The organism is Thalassolituus sp. UBA2590 (assembly GCF_002339775.1).
Lineage (GTDB): Bacteria > Pseudomonadota > Gammaproteobacteria > Pseudomonadales > Oceanobacteraceae > Thalassolituus.
Genome location: NZ_DDKU01000185.1, coordinates 1 through 21,225 on the forward strand (window position 1 = coordinate 1; position 21,225 = coordinate 21,225).

The 21,225-nt window shown below is 52.3% G+C and carries 18 protein-coding genes; 12 read left to right on the top strand and 6 right to left on the bottom strand.

Annotated features, from left to right (window positions below; translation table 11 throughout):
• Positions 1 to 87: 87 nt before the first annotated feature.
• The 3 genes from B2067_RS15755 to B2067_RS15765 are packed head-to-tail and all read left to right on the top strand — an operon-like array spanning position 88 to position 4,274.
• Positions 88 to 1,272 carry an acetate/propionate family kinase gene (locus tag B2067_RS15755; protein WP_301389075.1) on the top strand — a complete coding sequence of 395 codons (1,185 nt, stop codon included), beginning with the start codon at positions 88 to 90 and terminating at the stop codon, positions 1,270 to 1,272.
• Complete coding sequence (gene pta / locus B2067_RS15760) at positions 1,265 to 3,379, top strand: phosphate acetyltransferase (RefSeq protein ID WP_301389076.1); 2,115 nt, start codon at positions 1,265 to 1,267, stop codon at positions 3,377 to 3,379. Before B2067_RS15755 ends, pta begins: the two co-directional genes overlap by 8 nt.
• Before the next feature lie 10 nt (positions 3,380 to 3,389).
• Entirely contained in the window at positions 3,390 to 4,274 is an 885-nt protein-coding gene (locus B2067_RS15765) for an acyltransferase (RefSeq protein WP_301389078.1), read from the top strand.
• A gap of 20 nt (positions 4,275 to 4,294) precedes the next feature.
• Here the strand turns inward: B2067_RS15765 and B2067_RS15770 are convergent, their stop codons facing one another.
• The gene (locus B2067_RS15770; RefSeq protein ID WP_301389079.1) at positions 4,295 to 5,560 is read right to left on the bottom strand and encodes a GGDEF domain-containing protein; all 1,266 of its coding nucleotides are present in this window, start codon (positions 5,558 to 5,560) and stop codon (positions 4,295 to 4,297) included.
• Between the two features lie 83 nt (positions 5,561 to 5,643).
• On the opposite strand from B2067_RS15770, the gene cysK reads away from it, so the two are divergent.
• Positions 5,644 to 6,594: a cysteine synthase A gene (gene cysK, locus B2067_RS15775; protein WP_068439611.1), complete on the top strand. Its 951-nt coding sequence runs from the start codon at positions 5,644 to 5,646 to the stop codon at positions 6,592 to 6,594.
• Positions 6,595 to 6,637: 43 nt separating this feature from the next.
• Positions 6,638 to 7,192, top strand: coding sequence for an alpha-ketoglutarate-dependent dioxygenase AlkB family protein (locus tag B2067_RS15780; protein WP_301389081.1), 555 nt, complete (start codon positions 6,638 to 6,640; stop codon positions 7,190 to 7,192).
• Here B2067_RS15780 and B2067_RS15785 read toward each other — a convergent pair.
• Both B2067_RS15785 and B2067_RS15790 read right to left on the bottom strand, forming a co-directional pair.
• A complete protein-coding gene (locus tag B2067_RS15785; protein WP_301389082.1) occupies positions 7,179 to 8,180 on the bottom strand; it encodes a hypothetical protein in 1,002 nt (333 codons plus the stop codon). The two genes, B2067_RS15780 and B2067_RS15785, sit on opposite strands and share 14 nt — an antisense overlap.
• The gene (locus B2067_RS15790; RefSeq protein ID WP_301389084.1) at positions 8,180 to 9,046 is read right to left on the bottom strand and encodes a cation diffusion facilitator family transporter; all 867 of its coding nucleotides are present in this window, start codon (positions 9,044 to 9,046) and stop codon (positions 8,180 to 8,182) included. Before B2067_RS15790 ends, B2067_RS15785 begins: the two co-directional genes overlap by 1 nt.
• A 150-nt stretch (positions 9,047 to 9,196) precedes the next feature.
• Between B2067_RS15790 and B2067_RS15795 the strand changes: the two genes are divergently transcribed.
• A complete protein-coding gene (locus B2067_RS15795) occupies positions 9,197 to 10,099 on the top strand; it encodes a response regulator (RefSeq protein WP_301389086.1) in 903 nt (300 codons plus the stop codon).
• A gap of 108 nt (positions 10,100 to 10,207) precedes the next feature.
• A complete protein-coding gene (locus B2067_RS15800) occupies positions 10,208 to 11,002 on the top strand; it encodes a hypothetical protein (RefSeq protein ID WP_301389087.1) in 795 nt (264 codons plus the stop codon).
• A 48-nt stretch (positions 11,003 to 11,050) separates the two neighbouring features.
• On the opposite strand, the gene B2067_RS15805 is transcribed toward B2067_RS15800, so the two are convergent.
• The gene (locus B2067_RS15805) at positions 11,051 to 12,220 is read right to left on the bottom strand and encodes a 1-acyl-sn-glycerol-3-phosphate acyltransferase (protein ID WP_301389088.1); all 1,170 of its coding nucleotides are present in this window, start codon (positions 12,218 to 12,220) and stop codon (positions 11,051 to 11,053) included.
• Positions 12,221 to 12,309: 89 nt separating this feature from the next.
• Here B2067_RS15805 and B2067_RS15810 point away from each other — a divergent pair, with 89 nt between their 5' ends.
• Positions 12,310 to 12,702, top strand: coding sequence for a hypothetical protein (locus tag B2067_RS15810; RefSeq protein ID WP_301389089.1), 393 nt, complete (start codon positions 12,310 to 12,312; stop codon positions 12,700 to 12,702).
• Here the strand turns inward: B2067_RS15810 and B2067_RS15815 are convergent.
• Positions 12,674 to 14,695: an ATP-binding protein gene (locus tag B2067_RS15815; protein WP_301389090.1), complete on the bottom strand. Its 2,022-nt coding sequence runs from the start codon at positions 14,693 to 14,695 to the stop codon at positions 12,674 to 12,676. The genes B2067_RS15810 and B2067_RS15815 overlap by 29 nt on opposite strands.
• Before the next feature lie 54 nt (positions 14,696 to 14,749).
• On the bottom strand, positions 14,750 to 15,295 hold the full coding sequence (locus B2067_RS15820; RefSeq protein ID WP_301389091.1) for a helix-turn-helix domain-containing protein: 546 nt from the start codon (positions 15,293 to 15,295) through the stop codon (positions 14,750 to 14,752).
• Between the two features lie 145 nt (positions 15,296 to 15,440).
• On the opposite strand from B2067_RS15820, the gene B2067_RS15825 reads away from it, so the two are divergent.
• From B2067_RS15825 to B2067_RS15840, 4 genes are all read left to right on the top strand, one after another.
• Positions 15,441 to 17,183, top strand: a complete 1,743-nt coding sequence (locus tag B2067_RS15825) for a response regulator (RefSeq protein ID WP_301389092.1) — start codon at positions 15,441 to 15,443, stop codon at positions 17,181 to 17,183.
• 74 nt (positions 17,184 to 17,257) lie between these two features.
• Complete coding sequence (locus B2067_RS15830; RefSeq protein ID WP_301389094.1) at positions 17,258 to 17,518, top strand: hypothetical protein; 261 nt, start codon at positions 17,258 to 17,260, stop codon at positions 17,516 to 17,518.
• Between the two features lie 32 nt (positions 17,519 to 17,550).
• Entirely contained in the window at positions 17,551 to 20,421 is a 2,871-nt protein-coding gene (locus B2067_RS15835) for an insulinase family protein (protein WP_301389095.1), read from the top strand.
• 36 nt (positions 20,422 to 20,457) lie between these two features.
• Positions 20,458 to 21,219, top strand: a complete 762-nt coding sequence (locus tag B2067_RS15840) for an SDR family oxidoreductase (RefSeq protein ID WP_301389096.1) — start codon at positions 20,458 to 20,460, stop codon at positions 21,217 to 21,219.
• The last annotated feature ends 6 nt before the right edge of the window (positions 21,220 to 21,225 follow it).

The window sequence follows — 21,225 nt, forward strand, 5'->3', positions numbered from 1 at the left end:
CCTTGAGATTACTGGGGTACCTGGCAAGCCAGAATATACGGTCTGGGTAAACCCGACTCACCTTACGGACAGGAGATAAATACACCGATGGAAGGCTCGGTACTGGTAGTTAACTGTGGCAGCTCCTCCCTTAAGCTTGCCCTATACAATAGCGCTGAAGAAACCACCCCTGTTATAGAGGCTAAGGCCGAGCGCCTGGGTACAGAACAAGCTTCATTGTCTGTCTCAGGTCAGATCGAACTTCAGACCTCGGGAAGTATGGATCACAATGCCGCACTGACCGCATTCATCAATGCCTCTGAATCCCAGCTCAAGGGACTCAGAGGCATTGGTCACCGGGTTGTCCATGGCGGCGAATCTTTCATCGAGAGCTGCACGCTGGATCAGCACACCATTGCCGAGCTCAGGAAAGTTTCCGGACTGGCACCACTGCATAATCCGATGAACCTGATGGGGATCGAACTCTGCGGTGAATTACTCCCGGGCGTGCCCAACGTTGCTGTCTTTGATACCGCATTTCACCAGACCATCCCTGAGTCGACGTACCTCTATGGCGTGCCCTACGCCTGGTACGAAGAATATGGCGTCCGTCGTTATGGATTTCACGGCACCAGTTATCGCTTCGTTGCTGCCGAGACCGCACGGCGGTTGCAGCAGTCGCCCGAAGACCTCAATCTGATCATTGCTCACTTAGGCAATGGCTGCAGTGCCTGTGCAATCCGCCAGGGCAAATCTGTTGACACAACCATGGGGCTGACTCCCCTCGAGGGCCTGGTGATGGGCACCCGCAGTGGTGATATTGACCCAGGGCTGATTGAGTTTATGAGTGAGACCACAAAACAGCCACTCGATGACTTGATGAATACGCTGAACCGCGAGAGTGGATTACTGGGGATGTCTGGTGGACTCAGCAACGATATGCGAACTCTCCTTGAAGCGGAATCCGAGGGGGATGAGGCTGCTCAGCGCGCGATTGATGCATTTTGCTTCCGTACTGCCCGTCATCTTGCTGCACTCAGCACTAACTTCACACACACCGATGCAGTCGTATTCACCGGCGGTATTGGCGAGCATGCGGCCAATATCCGTCAGCGTATTCTGGCGTGCTGGAAGAATATTCCATATCGCCTGAACGGCGACTTTAACCAATCGAACGGCAACGACACCGGACGAATCAGTGAACAGGGCACCCCCCTGGTAATGGTAGTTCCCACCGACGAAGAGCGCATGATCGCGCAGGACACATACAGGCTCACATCTGACCATGATTAATATTTTCATCGCCCCAACCGATACTGAAAGCGGCCTGACGACCATCAGCCTGGGACTGATTCAGGCACTTGATGCTCAGGGACTAAAAGTTGGCTTCGTGAAACCGGTCGCCCCTGGCTCGTCGGCCAATGAGCGCTCTACACAGCTTATCCGCAGTGTTCTCCATCTTGATACGCCAGAGCCAATGGCACTGGCAGATGTTCAGCAGTCGGTCAGTAATGGCATGCTGGATCGTACGCTGGAAGATGCTGTCGGCCTTCACGCTCAGGTCGCAGAAGGCTGCGATGTGGTGATCATCGAGGGCCTGGTACCAGATCGGAGCGAGCCGTACACCGCCAAGCTGAATGTCGAAATTGCTAAAGCTATGGGGGCAGACGTCTTGCTGGTCACCAGCGCAGAAGGCAAAAGTGCAAGCCAGATTCGTTCAGACCTGAAGTTGCAGGTCGGACTCTTCGGCGGCAAGAAAGCCAGTATGATGGGCTGTATTATTAACAAGGCCGGCGCACCCGACATTCATGGCGCATTACCCACATCTGAAGAATCTCCTGCGGATATGCCCCCGGCAGGCTGTAGCGCCAAAGAGTGCGAGCAGATCACGATTGATGACTGCCCTGTTCTCGGCGTCATTCCATGGCAGGCGGACCTCCTCAGCCCACGTACGCTTGATATTGCCCGTGCGCTGAACGCAGACATTATCAGTGAGGGCGACATTGATCAGCGGCGCGTGGCACGCATCACTCTTTGCGCCCGCACACTGACCAATATGATCGACCACCTTCGCCCCGGAACTCTGGTTGTGACCCCAGGAGATCGCGATGACATTATTGTCGCCAGCGCAATGGCAGCGACCAATGGCACGCCACTCGCTGGATTGCTACTCACGTCGGGATACACACCAACCGATGCCCTGCACAATCTGTGCGAGCGTGCATGGCAAACCGGCCTTCCTGTTCTGAGTGTTCATACCGACAGCTATTCCACCGCCCGCGCCCTAACCCACATGGATACGCACGTTCCGGTTGATGATACGGAGCGGGTTAAACGCATCATGAATGCGGTATCGCAGCACCTTGATGTTGAAACTTTGGCAGAGCGGATTGGTGCGCCACATACTCCTCGCCTGAGCCCCGCGGCTTTCCGCCACCAGCTGGTGTCTCACGCCAGAGCCAATAAGCGCCGGATCGTGCTCCCGGAAGGAGAAGAACCAAGAACCATTGCTGCGGCAGCCATCTGTCAGAGCCGTGGCATTGCCGACTGCATTCTGCTCGGCAACGAGGAAAGCGTGCGTCAGGTTGCGCGGGCGCAGGAAGTTGAGCTTCCCGATGATCTCAGCATCGTAAATCCGGACGATGTCCGCGATCAGTACGTTGCCGGCATGGTTGAACGCCGCAAGCATAAGAATCTGACAGAGCCCATGGCACTCGCTCAGCTCGAGGATAACGTCGTGCTCGGCACCATGATGTTGGCACAGGATGAAGTGGATGGGCTGGTATCCGGCGCCATCCATACTACGGCGAATACGATCCGCCCCGCCCTGCAGCTGATCAAAACAGCCCCCAACGCCAAGCTTGTCTCTTCTGTGTTCTTTATGGGTCTGCCAGATCAGGTTCTGGTCTACGGTGACTGTGCTGTGAACCCGGACCCCGGCCCGGAGGAGCTGGCAGATATCGCGATTCAGAGTGCCGAATCCGCCAGGCAGATGAATATCCCCGTGCGTATTGCCATGCTGTCGTACTCGACGGGCGAATCAGGCAGTGGCGCAGACGTAGAGAAAGTCCGGGAAGCCACCGCCATCGTACGTGAGCGCCGTCCTGATCTGGTAGTCGATGGGCCTTTGCAATATGATGCGGCCACCACCGCCAGCGTTGCCAAGAGTAAGGCGCCGGACAGCCCGGTAGCAGGACAGGCAACCGTGCTTATCTTCCCGGATCTGAACACAGGTAATACAACCTATAAAGCGGTGCAGCGAAGTGCCAACGTCATCAGTATCGGACCGATGCTGCAGGGCCTCGCGAAACCGGTAAATGACCTGTCACGAGGTGCTCTGGTAGAAGACATTGTCTACACCATCGCCCTGACAGCGATTCAGTCCCAACATCAGAAATAAGGTATCTGACATGCCACCGATCGTAACCGGCATTATTGCAAGCCTGCTGCTTTTGATTAACACCCTGTTCTGGGCGTGCTTACTGTTTCCGCTGACTTTCCTTAAAGTGATCATTCCAGTCGCTCCGGTACGTAAGCTCCTTACCTACCTACTGGCAGCTGTCGCCAATGCCTGGATCAGCTGCAACTCAGGTTGGATGACCCTGACCCAGAAAATGAACTGGACGATAGAGCGTCCCGATAACCTGAGCCGTAACGGCTGGTATTTCGTCGTGAGTAATCACCAGAGCTGGGTCGATATTCTGGTTCTCCAGCATACTTTGAATCGCCGTATCCCACTGCTGAAGTTCTTCCTCAAGCAGGAACTGATTAAGGTGCCGATCATGGGCGCAGCCTGGTGGGCGCTGGATTTCCCATTCATGAAGCGTTACAGCAAAGAGTACCTGGCAAAGCACCCGGAAATGAAGGGCAAAGATCTGGATACTACGCGCGCGGCCTGTGAAAAGTTCAAAGACATGCCGACCAGTGTGATGAATTTTCTCGAAGGCACACGCTTTACTCAGAAGAAGCACGATGAAACCGGCTCGCCTTTCAAACACCTGCTGAAGCCCAAAGCGGGTGGCATGGCATTCGCCATGAGCGCTATGGGAGATCAGTTCCAGTCAATACTGGACGTGACCATCAACTACCCGGACGGCATTCCGACCTTCTGGGATTTTATGCAGGGTAAAATGCCGCGCTGCAATGTCGTTGTCGAAGAAAAACCGATTCCAGCCGAATTGATTAATGGTGACTACGAGACAGACGACAGCTATCGCCTGCACTTTCAGCAATGGGTACAGAAGCTCTGGGAAGAGAAAGACGCCCGCCTGGAAGCCCTGCGTAGCGGTCAGTAAAACTCAATCACAAACGCCGGTCAGCTTGATGTAACTGACTGGCGTTTGACCTGATTTCGGCCATTGCCTTTGGCCTGATAAAGCGCCATATCTGCACGCTTCAGCAGCCCCTCATAATTATCACCTGCTCTGGGAATCTCAGCAGCCACTCCGACACTCACAGTTGCAACACTATGAGGTGAACCTGCATGAGGAATGTTCAGGCCCGCAATCGACTCACACAGCTCCTGCGCCAGTTCTTCGGCTTGATTCAGCGTTGTCTCAGGCAAAACGATAACAAACTCTTCTCCGCCATAACGCGCACAGACATCCCCCGGACGCCGACAGAACTCAGCCATTTTCTGCGCAATACTGCGCAGGCAAGAATCCCCCTGCTGGTGGCCATACTGGTCGTTATAGGCTTTGAATAAATCAACATCGATCATCAGAGCCGCCAAAGGCTCATTGCTACGCAGGCAACGTCTCCACTCTTCTGATAACTGAGTTTCCGCGTGACGGCGATTGGCAATCCCTGTCAGCGAATCCGTTGTCGATAACTGCTGTAAACGTCGACCAAGATACTGCAGCCTGTCCGCCTCAAGGGCCAGCAATCTGTTCTTGATAAAGTCGGTGCGGGTACCGGATTCAATCGTGTAAGAAAGGTACGACGCCATGATCACCAGTATCGCCCAGAAGAGGATGTAATACGGTGCCATGGCCATGGCCAGGCGATTCACTTCCGTCAATTCGGCAGGCCCTGGCAATAGCACGATGAAAGCGGTATACGTCAGCAGCATTGCTAAGGAGCAGGCAAACATCGCCCGATAGTTACTGCGCAACCCAAGCAGCGCAAACACCTGCATCGGAATCATCCCAAGGTGGTAAAAGTAACCCCATGGCAGATCGACAATGTAGATATTCCAGAGCACCGATAAGAAACATATATACACGCCAGCGACGAGCGCATAGAGCGAATACGGTGCAAAGCGACTGCGGGGAATCCAGATAATAGCCAGCATCAGAAGCACAGCGATAAGTACCCGGATACTGAACAACATTACTGACTGAGCACCGCCAAAGGAGAAATCGGCCCAACCAAACACCACAAAGACCAGCAAGCCAGATATGATGACACGCAGATCCACGCTGAAAAACTGACGGAGACGAAACGATTGATAACTGGCCTCTAAGGCTGCTGGAAAACGCCCACCTGCTTTTTTACGCTCGATCAGGCTGGTTAGCATATTGATCTGGCTTTCAAGGGGCCTTAAGGTATCGCTGTCTCGCTGAACGTTGGAACTGGGCAACTTCTCTCCCGGTTTGCTGTCATTAGTACATCACATATCGGCCTAAGTTTAGCCCAACCAGAAATATTGTCACTGAGGAAACTATGAAGGTCTACGACGACATTACCCAGTCTATTGGTAACACCCCCCTCGTCCGCATCCGCAAACTGACGCAACACCCGCGCCTGTACGCTAAGCTCGAGAACCGCAATCCCGCGCACTCTGTGAAGTGTCGCATCGGTGCCAACATGGTCTGGCAGGCTGAGCAGGATGGCCTGCTGAAGCCCGGCATGGAGATTGTCGAGCCTACCAGCGGCAATACCGGTATTGCACTGGCCTTTGTTGCCACGGCACGCGGCTACAAAGTCACCCTTTGCATGCCGGAAACCATGAGCGTAGAGCGCCGTAAGGTGATGCAGGCACTGGGCGCCAATCTGGTACTGACCGAAGGCCCGAAAGGTATGAAGGGAGCGGTTCAGGAAGCCGAGAAGCTTCTCGCTGAGGCTCCTGACACACGCATTATGCTGCAGCAGTTCGAAAACCCGGCCAACCCGGCTATCCACGAGAAAACAACGGGCCCTGAAATCTGGAACGATACTGACGGAACCGTGGACGTTATCGTTGCTGGCGTTGGTACTGGTGGCACGATCAGTGGTTGTGCCCGCTACCTGAAAGGTCAGAAGAGCTCTATTGAAGCGGTTGCCGTCGAACCTTCTGACTCTGCTATTATCAGCCAAAAGATCGCTGGCGAAGAGCTGACTCCTGGCCCCCACAAAATTCAGGGTATTGGCGCCAACTTTATTCCGGGGAACCTGGATATTTCACTGCTGGACCGAGTCGAGCCTGTTTCCAATGATGACTCAATGGCAATGGCACATCGACTGATGTCAGAAGAAGGGATCCTTGCGGGCATTTCCTGCGGTGCGGCTATGATCGGCGCCCTGCGTCTGGCAGAAGACCCGGCTTATGCAGACAAAACCATCGTTGTGGTTCTTCCTGATTCTGGCGAACGCTATCTGACCTCACCTCTGTTTGAAGGCTTCTTCAATAACTGAGATGGCAGACCTGTTCGGGCAATCCATGCTGCTGGATGGCAGCATGGAATACTTCCCTCAATGGCTATCCAGCCACGAAAGCGACAGTCTGCTGAGTCGCCTTCAGTCTGATATTGCCTGGCAACAGCCAAGCATTACTATTTACGGAAAAAGACACCCAATACCGAGACTGCAAGCCTGGATGGGAAACCGTGCTCATACTTATCGATATTCAGGAACAGACTTCACGTCTGTTACCTGGCCAGACTATCTTGCCTCGTTAGCAAAAGACCTGTCCCAAATAGCAGGCGTTGAATTTAATTCGGTGTTGCTTAACCTCTATCGCAACGGACAGGACAGCATGGGGTGGCACAGTGACGATGAGCCTGAATTAGGCGAAACACCAGTGATCGCCTCTTTAAGCCTGGGTGCGGAAAGAGATTTCACGCTACGGCCCAGTGGTGCAACGCGTCAGGCACACTCCCTGCCCCTTCAACACGGTAGCCTGCTCATAATGAAGGCTGGCATGCAGTCCGATTGGCAACACGCACTCCCAAGGCGCGCTCGCGTGTCAGAGCCACGCATTAACCTGACCTTCCGAAAAATTATTGCCGCCTGAACTCAGCCTGCAAACGAAGCATCAGTACCGGCGTCGGTTCCCAGTCGTTTTCACGAGTCCAGATATACTGAGGATGTAATTCAGCAAACATCCAGTCGTGATAAATACGTCGACGGAGACGCACGCCGAATTCGTAGGCGTCAAAAGTGGCACCAAATTCCGTATCGCCCGTGGCTTTCGCCAGAATGGCATACGCATAAATCGGGTTAATTTCATGGTACAGGCCAGCGCCGTACATCAAAGTAAAATAGTCGTTATTGAGGAGATACTCGCTCTCCATTTCATAGCGAAATAAGCGCTGCGTATCAATCGGACGGTCAAAGGTCAGATCCGTCACAGAGCCATAACCATCCGAGGTGTAATAATTAAGCTCCTGACGGAAGGTGAAGTTCCAGTAGTCAAAGTACACGGGACGCTTAGCCCGAAAACGCACAAACGGATCTGGCGGAATTCCCCAGCGTATACCGGCATCAACCGACGAACTCCAACGCTCTGTTTGTTGGATAATAAATCGCAGTGCGGAACTGTAGGTAACGTTATCAGGACTTTCTAACACCTGCGACTCGCGAACGTCCTCGTCTTCCGATTCCAGTAGGAGATTTAATCTGTCATTAGTATGAGGAAGTTCGATATTGAGGCTGACTCCAAACTTGTAGTCCACCGGGTCACCCAATTCACGGCGCGTAAAAAAAGAAAATTTTGCGTGGCTGCCATGCCCCTGAACATCAGTCACATCATCATTAAAAAAACGATCGACGAAGAAACTATCAATCCCGCCCGACAGATTATCCAGATGATCAATCAACCAACGACGTGACCGTTCTGCCATGTCATCAGTCACTTCTGTCTGAACGTCTTCTTCAGTTTCTGGTTTCTCGGGCCATACGGTTCCGTAAGGAATAAGCGTTGGCTCGTCGAAGCCGCTGGCCAGACAATCTGATGAGCAGAATACCAACAGAGAAACTATTAAAAATACACTGCGAATCATCAGATAGGATCGTGGTGTATCAGAATTTCAGCTCGCGGAAAACGCTCCAGAATTCTCTGCTCAAGCGCTTCCCCGGTTGCATGTGCCTGCTTCAGCGACTGATCTGCCGAAAGCTCAAGATGGAATTGCACGAACTGAACCACACCCGACTGGCGCGTCTTCAGGTCATGGTAACCCAGGACCCCGTCAGTCGTATTAATGATATTTATCAGCTCCGCCTCATCATCTGCATCCAGTGCCTGATCCATGAGTACAGCGAGAGCCTCTTTGACAATAGTAATAACCCCAAACACCAATATTACGGCAACGAGTAACGCAATGACGGCGTCAAGCCACAATACGCCCCACATAGCACCGACAAGAGCTAGGATAACGGCGATATTCGTCAAAATATCACTGAGATAATGTGCCGAGTCGGCTTTAACCGCGAGTGATCCGGTTTTGCGCCAGACATAACGTTGGTACATCACGAGGCACACGCTGGCTAATGTAGAAAAAGCCATCACGCCAATACTTTCAGGCAGGGCTGTTAGTTCCTGTGGTTTCAACAGACGATCGATCACATGAAGCAGCAACATAGTCGCCGAACCGAGGATAAACGCTGACTGCATTAATGCAGCCAGCCCCTCTGCTTTGCTATGACCAAAAGGATGTTCGTCATCCGGGGGCATTAGTGCATAACGTATTGCGAAAAAGTTGATGAGGGAGGCCGCAATGTCCATCAGGCTATCGAGCAGAGAAGACAGCACACTCGCCGAGTCACTGGCAGACCACGCAGCGGCTTTTGAAAGCAGCAGAACTGTCGCAGTCACCAGAGACGCTACAGCAGCCCGCTTAATTAAATGCCCATGGTCTTGTACTGTCATTATTGGCCCCCTGCCAGATATTTCGCTTATCTATTATGCCAGATCCACTCAATTTCTGATGCTCTCCGTGCAATTCTCACGCTCACACCCTGTGACCTGGTTCAAGTTAGGCGTAATAAATCCTTGATTTCGATATGGAATCGACTAAAGATGGCATTTTTGCATAACAATAATATAGCCATGCTGATAAAAAGTGCCCTCATTGTTGATGACTCGAAATCTGCGCGCCTGGTGCTGCAAAGACTCCTTGCTCGCATTCAGGTAAACGTCGATACCGTCGAGAGCGCCGAAGCTGCATTGGCTTTCCTTGAGCATCGTCAGCCAGACATCATTTTTATGGATCATATGATGCCGGGAATGGATGGGCTTGAGGCCACCCAGATGATTCGGGCAAATCCCAAGACCTCTGCCATCCCTACCATCATGTATACATCGAAAGACGGCGAAGACTATTTCCGGATTGCACTGCAGAAAGGCGCCAACGGTGTTCTTTGCAAACCTGCCGATCAAGAGGCCGTCATGGCGGTTATACGCTCCCTCGACAAGCCCGCTGCAAATGACGCGAACAAGGACGTGACTGCTTTGCCTACCGCTTCTATTCCTTTAGTAGAGATTGACCGTCTGGTACAGAAGCACCTCAGAAGTGCCTTGACGGAGGCCAAAGGAGAAATTACCGCAGGCATTGATACCACAGCCTCACAGCTCCAGCAGCATCAACGGCACCAGCTTGAAGTTATGCGACGCCAGTTACAGCAACAGGTGGGTGAAGTACAGAAAGAACTCGACGCAGAATTTGAATCCGAGCGCCTCTTTAACCGCACTAAAACAGCAAATCAGAAACTGGCCGCTGCCGTCGCAGACCGTATGGTAAAACGTGCCACTGATGAACTGACCAGCAAGCTTCAGGCTCAGAAAATGGCTTTTGATTCCGCACTTGAGGATCACCGTCGAGCCACCGTCAGAATGGTCAGGTCTACTGCGTTACGAGCCGCTATTGCCGGGGCATCCATCGGTGTTCTTGCCTCTGTTCTGGCCGCATCGGTGATACGCTGATCTAAGCTTTCCCGATGAACTGACTTTCCTTCGCGTTGTCATCAATTTAGACTGACTATGAGCTTACTCTGACCCGGTGAGCATTATGACAACAACAGGGATATAAATATGCTGATCCGCCTGCTACTCCTCGTCACACCATTTTTACTTGCTTCGTGTGCTGCTCCGGCCCCATTGGCTGTTGCCGGCGCCGGTGCGTACGAAGTTGCTAAATACGAAGAAAACATCCGCCTCCGCGCCGCTGCCGCACTCAGAGAAGAGCCTGACCTGCTGACCTTTTCTATTCAGGCAATAGCGCGGGGCCAAACTGAGAAAGCGGTTGATACCTATATGTTGGGTTACAACAATCCGGATTACAGCGACAATATGAAATCGTTAGCTCTGTACCAGATTGGCCTGATGTATATGAACCGCTTTAATGATCAGCGTGATGACGCCAAGGCGCGTGAGTTTTTCGCAAAACACCGCCAGGAATTCCCGTCGTCCCGTATTTCCAGCCGCATCCAGTCTCACCTCGCAGAGCTCAACCAACGCGCTGACAACCCAGTTTTCGTACCAGCAAAAGAGCTTCTGAATAATCTGAATCGTGAGGAATTACTGTCAAGACCGAACATTCCGTATGACGATGAACTGAATCCAATGAGTGAACGTGCGATTACTGAAAACCGCATCGAAGAAGCCGTTACCGTATACACCATTGTTTATGAAAATGAAGCGTCAGGAAAGGAGGTCCGATCTAAGGCTCTTTACCAGATGGGGCTGATTTATATGAGCCCATATAACTCTCAGAGCAGCCGCCTCAAGGCATTGGAATACTTCCGTATGATTACTGAAGAGTTCCCTGATGTCAGTATTCGCCCTAACGTTGATCTTCGTATTACAGAGCTTCTGAACGCTCAGTAATACAGAAGGCCGATGTGGTAATTATCCGGCGAACAATACGCCGGATAGTTACTTATCACTCGCTCTCGACAAGCGGCTGATCAACGCTGCAGCGTAAGTTTTTAACATTCTTATCCTCACTGCGGCCGGCTCTCCGGAACAACGCATACTCAACTCATTCAAGGGTAGTTCCATATCAACAGGGCACTCCCAGTGCAGGTTCTGGTAGAGCTGATGCTCACTCTGCAACAAGCGTAAAGCCGCATAATTAACCGGAAACAATTTTTTCATCTGATCAATTTTCTGGTCGGTTGCTGCCGCCATCAGGCTCGCATCCTGCATGTCAGCCATCGCCAGTGGCCGCCCAAAGCAAATACGGATGTTGCCCTTTTGTCCCTTCATACCCAGGAGAATACTGTGAGTGTCCTCTCCTTCAGACTTTTTGTAGACACCATTCTCCTCGAGCGCCACCAGTTCGCGGGCTTTCAATACGTCACAAGGGTCCCACTCGTACTGAACCAATACAGGTACTGGCCGCAGCCGCTGCATCGTTTCAGCAAAGTTAAGCCGGTCATCCCGTCCGCTGAGAGAGAGCATTTTCAGAACTGCGGTATCCGTGTGATCAAGATTATCTTTCGCCCTTCCTTCTCTCTGTGCAAGCCACACAGAATGGCCATCCTCGAGAGAGTGGCGGATATAACCTGAAAGTTTCTGGAATTCCTGTAGCCGTGTCCGGCGATCTGCAACTGAACGTTTAACGATAAAACTTTTGTTCAGCCTCATCAGATCCGCCAGCACCGGATTTGCCAGCAGATTATCGCCAATCGCAATTCGTGCGGTTGGCCAACCCGACGAGACAAGGGCGTAACCTATCAGCGTGGGGTCCATAGCAATATCACGGTGATTAGACAGCCAAAGATATGACTGATCCTGATTCAGGTGGTCCAGGCCACAAACTTCCACATTTGCCGTGGTCGAGTCTATCAGGTCAGTAATCCAGTCTTTCAGCCATCCCTGGAAAGCATCTACGGTCGTCATCGGAGCAAAATGGCGACGAAGCTGCCAGCCAACGATCCGAGCCAGCAGCCGCTGCGACCATGGCGGATACCGGGCAAAGCGATAGGACACCAGCGCCCGATGTAATTCGAATGACTGCCCTAGCCTTTCCAGAACCTGCCTGACTTCCTCGTCCCTGTATGGCCGTATGTCATGATAACGGTCCTCTTCAATGTCACTCATGGTGCCCTGCATCCCGACCTGTTTCGCTCTGTGGTAATATCGCTACCATATACGACAGAGCCACGGCAGAAAACTGCGGAGTAGAATGTATGATCGGTGAGTGGAACCCGTCAGCGACCACAACAGAGACTGAGGCCGTTCCGACGAGCAACGAGTTGCGACAGCTTGCAGCCGCTGCAGACAATCCCGCCAGCGCAGCGGAACAACTCAGAAATCGGGCGGCGAACTGGATTCGTAGCAGCCAGAGTGACTGGGAACAATCTCTCTCAGATCTTGCGGACGCTGAGCTTATTAATATTGCTTTTTTCTATATTCGTGCAGAACAGACGCTGAGTGGTTTTGAGTCTGGCGCGAACAACCCGGCAATTCGCATCTTCCGATACCTGAAATCGCAAGGGCGGAAACCGGAAAAAGACATCGTACGCAAGATGAAAGCAGAAACGGACAACCGCTTTATACCGCACGGCGATGCTCTGACCTGAAGCTGTCAACCAGCTGCTTCAGGCGCTTTGGGCTCACTGGTTTAAGGAGATAGTCAATCGCTCCCGCCTGAAGAAACTCAAGTTTCTGCTCTTCCAGTGCGTCACCAGAGAGCGCAACCACGGGTAACGTTGCATGCCCCGGGAGGTCATGTATGCGGCGCATCGTTTCTATCCCATCCATGCCCGGCATGTGCCTGTCCATAATCACCAGCTCGGTACCGGTGTTATTGGTCAGGTATTCAAGCGCTTCAGCACCGCTACTGCGGACAACCACCTGACAGCGCTGCCGCTTCAGCAGTTGTTCAAGAACCTTCTGGTTGACCGGGTTATCCTCCACCAGAAGCACCTGCAACAGATACAGAGAGGAACGGGGTCCAGCATTTGATTCAGAACTCGCCGGCCTCAGCACCTCGGTGTCTGTGGGCTCGGATTCAAGCACACGCGCCAGTAGTGCATTCAGATGCCGATGATCGATGGGCCACGCCCAGGTTCCATGAACCAGCTCCGCCGGCGGCTGCCAGTCTTCTGAGAAGCTTTCATCACAACTCACACACAACCTTATGTCACCCAGCGAGTCGTATCGTAAACGCATATCGGGTGCGTTAAAAAAGCGACGTGACAGTACGAGTATGCCGGGTTTCTCGACCAACAGCGCGGCAATACAGTCTCTGAGACGATCGAATCCACGCACATTCATCCCCATTCGGCCGGCAACGCCCATGACAAACGAGCGGTTAACGGCATAGGAGTCGGCCACCCAGAGCGTCTTCCCACGGAAGTCCTGTTGCGCCGCAAGCGCTGTGCCCTGACTCGTGGCCGGAAGTGGAATATTCACCCAGAAACATGAGCCAATACCGGGCGTACTCGCAACACCGATGTTGCCGCCCATGGCTTCGACCAGCCGCTTACAGATATTCAGGCCTAACCCCGTCCCTCCCAGAGCCCGTGAGCGTTCATCATGGGCACCGCTGTATTCATCAAACAAATAGGGAGCACGGGAAGGATCGATACCAATACCAGTATCCTCGACGGTGAAGCGAACGCTGTCCCCCTCTTTTTCCCGCTTCACGAGACGCAGAATGACGTGGCCTTTGTCAGTGAATTTCAACGCGTTATTGAGCAGATTAATCAGAATCTGACTGACTCTAAGAGGATCACCGACAACCTGCCCAGGCACCTCTTCGTCACAGAACAACTGCAGTGCTATTCGCTTCTCCGACGCTTTTCCCTGAACAATCCCCAAGACCCGTTGCGCCAGCGCCGGCAGGTCAAACTCTTCTCTGACCAACTGAAGATGACCACTCTCAATTCTGGAGACATCAAGAGCATCATTGACGATCGCCAGAAGATGGTCGGCACCTTGCTGTAAGTTATTCAGGTAGTTTTTCTGGTGTGGACTCAGTGGCGTTCCGCCAATAAGACTGAGGGCACCGAGCATTCCGTTGAGGGGAGTTCTGATCTCGTGACTCATACTGGCAAGAAAGCTTCGCTTGGCCTGATAACCCGACTCCGCAACGGCTTTCTCATGTCTGAGTTGCTCTTCTACTTCCTTGAGCTCAGAAATATCACTACTGATGATCAGCAAAGACTTCACACGTCCCTCGCGCACCACAGGCACCAGCTCATTACGCAGGTGAACCGTAGAGTCATAAGCATCGACACTGAGGCAATAAGAAACGGGCTCGCGGGATACAATCGACTCTTTCAGGCGTTTGCTGAACGTCGTCAGAGCCTCACCCGACAGAAAATTCTGAACCTGCTCACCTTTTACAAGACGATCAGCACCGAGGGTGTGAATACCCGAACCGGCACTCATGATGGTACCGTCAGGGCGAATTTCAGCGACGACGCCAGGGAAATGCTTCCACAGAATATCAGCACGATCTTTTTCGCGCTGAAGGTCAGCCAGTAACAGGCGCAGCTGAGAAAGACGGGTCAGGAGACCCATAGCAACGGCAAGAAGCGTAATGATGATCACATACGTCCAGTACATTGACGTTACGCTCCCGGAAAGCACGCTCAGGGCTGGGCAGAAAACCCGGCTACATCAGGCGGCCTGGTTACTGGTCAACTGCAGGATGAACTGCTGCTGATCCTGCGGCCAGCGCAGGTGTAGCCATCCATCTTTAAGCCCCTGAGCCCCTTCACCCGAACCACATATCGAGATGCACAACATCTCTTTGTGGTCACCGTCGCGAACCACGCGCCTCACCGACTCTTCAAATTCAGGTCGGGTAATCGCAATGGCCGCCGGCTGGTTCTGACTGATCAGAAAGCCAAAGTGGACAGGGTCCTGAGTCACCAGAAGATCCCAGCCAGCCCGTCGGACACAGGAAGCAATCTCAGTCGAGACTTCGTCCACGTCCGCCAGCAGTACGAGTTTATGTCCGCCGCTGTCGAGCTCTTCCGGTACCGGCATATTGTTATTGTTGAGGAAATCAACAAAGCTCTCTACCGGAATTCGGTTGTCGCCACGGCCGGGCAGTTTGTATGCATCCAGGTGGCCGCGCTCGATCCAGCGGATCACTGTACGGAAGTTAACTCCACAGTATTTGGCGACTTCACCTGTTGTCAGCGCTTGTTTTTCCCTCACAGCAATCTCTCAATAGGTAACTACACTAAATCCAGTATAGATAGCCTTCTGCGTTTGCAAGGATAAATTAACAGGAATTTACAGAGTTCTTATCCCGGGCGAAAAAGTGGCGGACTACACTTCTACAAAAGGAGAAGCAGCGACTATGCAGATCAATGTACTTTTAGTAGACGATGAGCCCAGCATCATTCAGGCACTGCGCCGTATGCTCCGCTCGCAGGACTGGAACCTGTTCGAAGCTAACGACGGTGAAGAAGCACTCGACGTTCTGCGCCGCGAACATATTCATGTCATGGTTACCGACTTCAAGATGCCCCGCAGAGATGGCATCTCTCTCTGTCATGAAGCCAGAAAGGTGTCACCTTACACATACCGGCTGCTGCTCTCCGGGCAGGTAGATTACTCCGCACTGCGCGAAGCCTGGCATGCCGGCGATGTTCATCGCTTCGTCGCCAAACCCTGGGACAACACCCTGCTGACCATTGATATAGAAGAAGGCGTACGCCAACAAAGCCTGCTGGGCTATGTGCACCAGTTTCAGCAGGCACTGACCGAGGACGCAGCGGCGTTTCTGACCGACAGCAACTGGATCATACGTCTTGCGAGCCCACAGTTGTGCAAAGCGCTGTCTATCAGGGAAGAGGACCTTCAGGGCTTGAATCTGTTCTCGCCAGCCTGCTCAGGCGCTGGGGTTACTCTCGAAGCCGAGGTGACGCGACAGATCGAAGCAGGTGCAACCTGGCTTGGTCATTTCACACTTCTCGACAATGAACGTCAGCAGCTTCCTTCCTCTATGGCCATCAGTCCATTAGGGGCTCAATACCGACTGTGTGTCTGCGACCTCAATGCCTCCGCTTTCACCACGTCTGCCATAGAAAGCAGCCATGCCGACCATGCGGCAGAGCCGAACCAGGAAGTGCTTCCTGCCGCCGCTCTGCATATCCAGTTTGAACCCGAGCTGATTAACGACCTGAGTGCATCGGCACGGATATTTTCAGAGCTCAAAAGCATCTGCCGTCAGGGGCAGGACCTCTATCACATGCCTCTACCGAACGAATTCCTGATCGCCGCACGCGATTCAGCTTCTGTCTCCGAACTGCAGGAGTTCGCGGCCGCGATGGAAACCGATGGCCGGCTCCCTGCGGCCAGTATGACCCGTCACGAAGCGCCGTCGGACTCCGACTACGAGGCCTGGCTACGTGAAAAGCTTGGTCTGAATACGCGCCAGGCTAGTGCAGCAGCAGAAGAACAGACGGTCCTTCCTGTCTTCGGTCTGCATGGCGAAATACTGGGCGTCGAAAGTCAGCAACTGGGCAACTATAAAGAAGCGGACTGGCACGCCTGGTTAACGACCGTAGTTGCTACCTGGCAGTCTCATTTCAGCGGGCCCGTAAGAGTTATTCTTGAGAGTCATAATGCTTCTGCCGAATCGATCCGGGAGTTTCTGCCAGCATTAAATCAGGCGCGGACACTGCATCCTATCGAAGTATCCATGATACTCAGTGAAGAACAGCTCCTGAGTGAACAGGAGGAAGATATCCTGCTGCACGGCGAACTGGTGCATCACGACATCACCCGGATGATCCGCCATTTCGGACGAAGCTTTCTGAACGCCCGCCAGATTCTGAGTCTTCCCATCGGAGGCATCACTTTAGCGCCGGAATTTCTGACGCGCATGCAGGAGCCGAGAAACGCCGTTCAGGGCGGGCGACTTCTTCAGAAACTGCATGACGCAGGCATGGTGATTTACGCCGGTCACATTCAGCATTCAGAGTTGCTAGCAACGTCTCACAAGGCACGTATCGACTGGCTGAGCGGCAATGTCCTGAGCCCGGAAGTCAGTATCAGTGAGCTGCACTGGTTCAGCCCTGACGCCACGCTGGGGTAAAGAAAGTTAAGGAGTTTCACGCAGGCTTATAGCGGTGCGCCGGGTCGTGTATCATGAGGAAAAAGGAGACGCCCGTGAACAAAGACCAGATGTACCACAACATCGCTCTCGCCTGCCTGAAAACCCTCCGCGAAGGAGGCAACGCCGAAGCAGAAGACAAAGTGAAAGTTCTATACAACGCCATAGACCAGGCGTTTGAATCACAATTTGCGCTGATGGTAGCGGAACTGGAAGACGCCCGTGCGCGTCTTATCCACATTGCCGCGCTGGACCCTGCGCATCACTCCCTGGACGATGCTCAGGCAATTGCCAGCGCAGACGGCACAGCCCACTAATTAAAACGACATACATTGCAGCAGGAGTTGGCATGTTCTCGCCTCGCTACTGGACTTTTATTCTTATTGTATTGGCCGCTTTTGGATACTCTATGTTCCGCATTTCGCAATCCCCCGACCTGATCGTAAGCCCTGCGGACGCCTATAGCTACCGCTATATGGAGCTTGAAAATGGTCTGAAAGTGATGCTCGTAAGGACTCCCGAAGCAGACAAGGCGAGTGCAGCCCTGAGTGTAAACGTTGGCAGCATGGATGATCCCAAGGGTCGTGAGGGCCTCGCCCACTTCCTCGAGCATATGCTGTTTCTCGGCACTGAGCCATTTCCCGAGCCAGACGAATACCAACAGTTTATAAAGCAGAATGGTGGTAGCCATAATGCCTTTACCTCCTATGCGCAGACGACCTATTTCTTTGATGTCGACAACGAACAATTAAGCGGCGCGCTGGAACGTTTCGCCCCATTTTTCATTTCACCTACGTTCGATGAAGCCTACGTTGATCGGGAGAAAAACGCTGTACATGCAGAGTACAGCGCGAACCTTAAAGAGGATGGGCGCCGTATTTTTTCAGCACAAAAAATGGCAATGAATCCCGAGTTCACTTTCTCTGGTTTCTCGACCGGGAATCTGGACACGCTCAGCGACCGCGAAGATAGTAAAATTCGCGACGAACTGATTTCTTTTTATCAGACGCACTACTCTTCAGATCGCATGACGCTCGTTATCGCCGGCGACTACGAGCTTGATCAACTGGGTAATAAAGCCCGCCAGCTTTTTTCTGATATTCCTGAAAGGGATGTTCATTTCGAACGGCCTGATGTTCCGGTGTTTGTTCCCGAACAGCTGCCACTTGATATGCACATCAAACCGGTCAAGGAAATACGCGAGCTTCGCTTTACTTTTCCACTGCCAGAAATTCTTTCACAGTATCAGTACAAACCCGTGCAGTTACTTTCGAACCTGATTGGTCACGAAGGCGACGGCAGTATTCTCGCACTCCTGAAGAAAAAGGGTTGGGCTGAATCGCTCAGTGCCGGTCGCTCGCTGAGCACCCACCATGCATCCACTATGGTCGTCGGTATTGGTTTAACCAAGTCCGGCCTACTCCATCAGGAGGAAATCACCTCCATCCTGATGGAATACATTGATCTGATCCGTACTAACGGTATCCCTGACTACATCAAAGAAGAGCAGAGAATGCTCAATGAAATGACATTCCGCTTTCAGGAACATGGGCCAATATCCAACTACACCACCCGCCTGAGCAGCAATATGCTGATTTTTCCCGTAGAAGATACCATCTACGGTGACTACCGTTCAGAACCTGCTCCCGATGAGCTGATAAAGAAATACTTGTCTGGTCTGACGGCTGACAATATGTTGCGCGTCCTGATAGCACCAGGTGTCGATACAGATACGACCGACCCTTGGTACGGGACCGAGATCAAAATACGCCCTTCAGACTATCAGAAGGCAGAAACATCTGAATGGAAGGGGGCACTCCACCTACCAAAGGCCAACCCATTCGTTCCAGAAAACCTTGAAACGGCCCCCGGCGAAGCGTCCGATACCCCCGAACTGGTTACATCAGATAACGGCTACCAGCTTTGGTATTACCCAGAGCATGAGTTTGATGCTCCTCGCGCGCAGGTATTAATAGATCTTAAAGTGCCAGCGATTAAAGACAGTGCCGAGCAACGTGTCCTCGCACGTCTCTATGCCCGGACAGTCACTGAAGCCTTAAACACCTACAGTTATCCTGCCAGCCTCGCAGGGCTAAACTATCGCCTTTCTGCCACCAGCGAAGGGCTGGAAATCGCAGTAAGCGGCTATTTCGATAAGTTACCGGTTCTGCTCGAACAGATATTTACTGAAATGAAAAATATGAACATCAGTAACGAGCAGTTCGAGCGCTATCAGGCAAGCCTGATCCGCGCTCTTGAAAACAACCTGAAGGCACGTCCGTATCAGCGCACTCTGGCTGACCTGAAGAACTGGTTAATCGAACCATCCTTCAGTGATACAGATCTGTTACCTGTGGTAAAAGCGACCACTAAAGAGCAGCTGGAGAATTTTGCCGCACAGCTCGGAAACAGCATTGCTATAACGACCTATGTTCACGGTACTCTGAGTGCAGAGTCTGCTGCGGAGATTGGCACTCTGACTCAAAAATATTATCCGGCCAATACCGAAGCAAAGACAGACTCGAAACTACTGAAAGCACCTGCTGGGCAATTTCAGCAGTCGGTCACTCAGGATCACCCGGATAAAGTCATGACACTGTACCTTCAGGGGACAGACACGTCAGACGTATCCCGTGCTGAAGCGGGCCTGCTCGCTCAGATGATTTCGTCACCCTACTATCAATATATGCGCACGGAGCAACAACTGGGCTACATCGTATTTGCGACCGCTTATCCGCAGAAATCTGTTCCCGGGCTATTGTTTATCGTTCAATCGCCAACCGCTACCCCAGAAGAGATGATGAATCATAGCCGGATATTTTTCCGCGATTACGAAGGTAAACTGGAGACCATGTCGGATGAAGAGTTCGCGTTATTTCAGGAAGGATTGATCACGCGGCTGACCGAAAACCCTAAAAATATGGGCGAAAAAGCAGCCAATTTCTGGGCTGATCTCTCAACCGGACGATATACCTTTGATACCCGTCAGGCCATCGCAGATCAAGTCGGCAATATTACTAAGACACAGATTCTGAATCTGTATCGTCGTGCCGTACTGAATAACGAATGGAGCTGGTTGTTGTTCGAAAAAGGTGGAGTAGTGAATGATATGACGCCGCTGAATACGCTGGACCGCACCAGCCTGGAGCGGTTTACCCTACCTGAGTACTCATTACCGGCAGTTAAAAACTCCATCGATACAGCTGACGATGAAGAGTAGCCAGGGCAAGGCCAGTTAATAATCTTAGGAGGTGATATGAACGCGTTTATTACCGGAGCAGCATCCGGTATTGGCAGAGCAACAGCAGAAGCTCTGATTAATCGTGGTTGGTCTGTCGCACTTGCGGATCTTTTTACTGATGATCTTGAGGCTCTTTGCGCTCAAACGCCTGAACGCGTGTATATCTATAAACTGGATGTGACAGATGCCGATGCCTTTGAGCATTCAGTCAGTGATTTTGCCGCTAAACACCATGGACAGCTGCGACTTCTGTTTAATTGTGCTGGCATACTTGAGGTGAATCGTTTTACCGACATCAGTCGCGAACGCCACCAGCAGATTCTGGATATTAATATCAAAGGCGTTATTAATGGCTGCCAGGCAGCCTATCCCTACCTCAAAGCTGCACCTGAAGGTCAGGTGATCAATATGAGTTCGGCATCGGCCACTTATGGTATTCCGGAGTTCGCTGTGTATTCAGCGTCAAAGTTTGCCGTTCAAGGGTTAACCGAAGCTCTTAACCTTGAGTGGAGAAAGGATGGTATTCATGTCGGAGACGTAATGCCTCCATTCGTCAAGACGCCTATGCTGACGTCTCAGAAACATGGAGCACACATTATCGACGCTCTGGGGGTCAACCTGACCGCCGAAGATGTCGCCGAAGCGGTACTGAAACAACTGTCGAGAAAACTAACCCACCGCACCGTCAGCTTACAGTTCACACTGTTATACCTTTTAGGCCAGATCAGCCCTCGTCCGGTTACTGGTTGGCTTATTCGTCTGCTTAGCCGGAGCTGACACTAC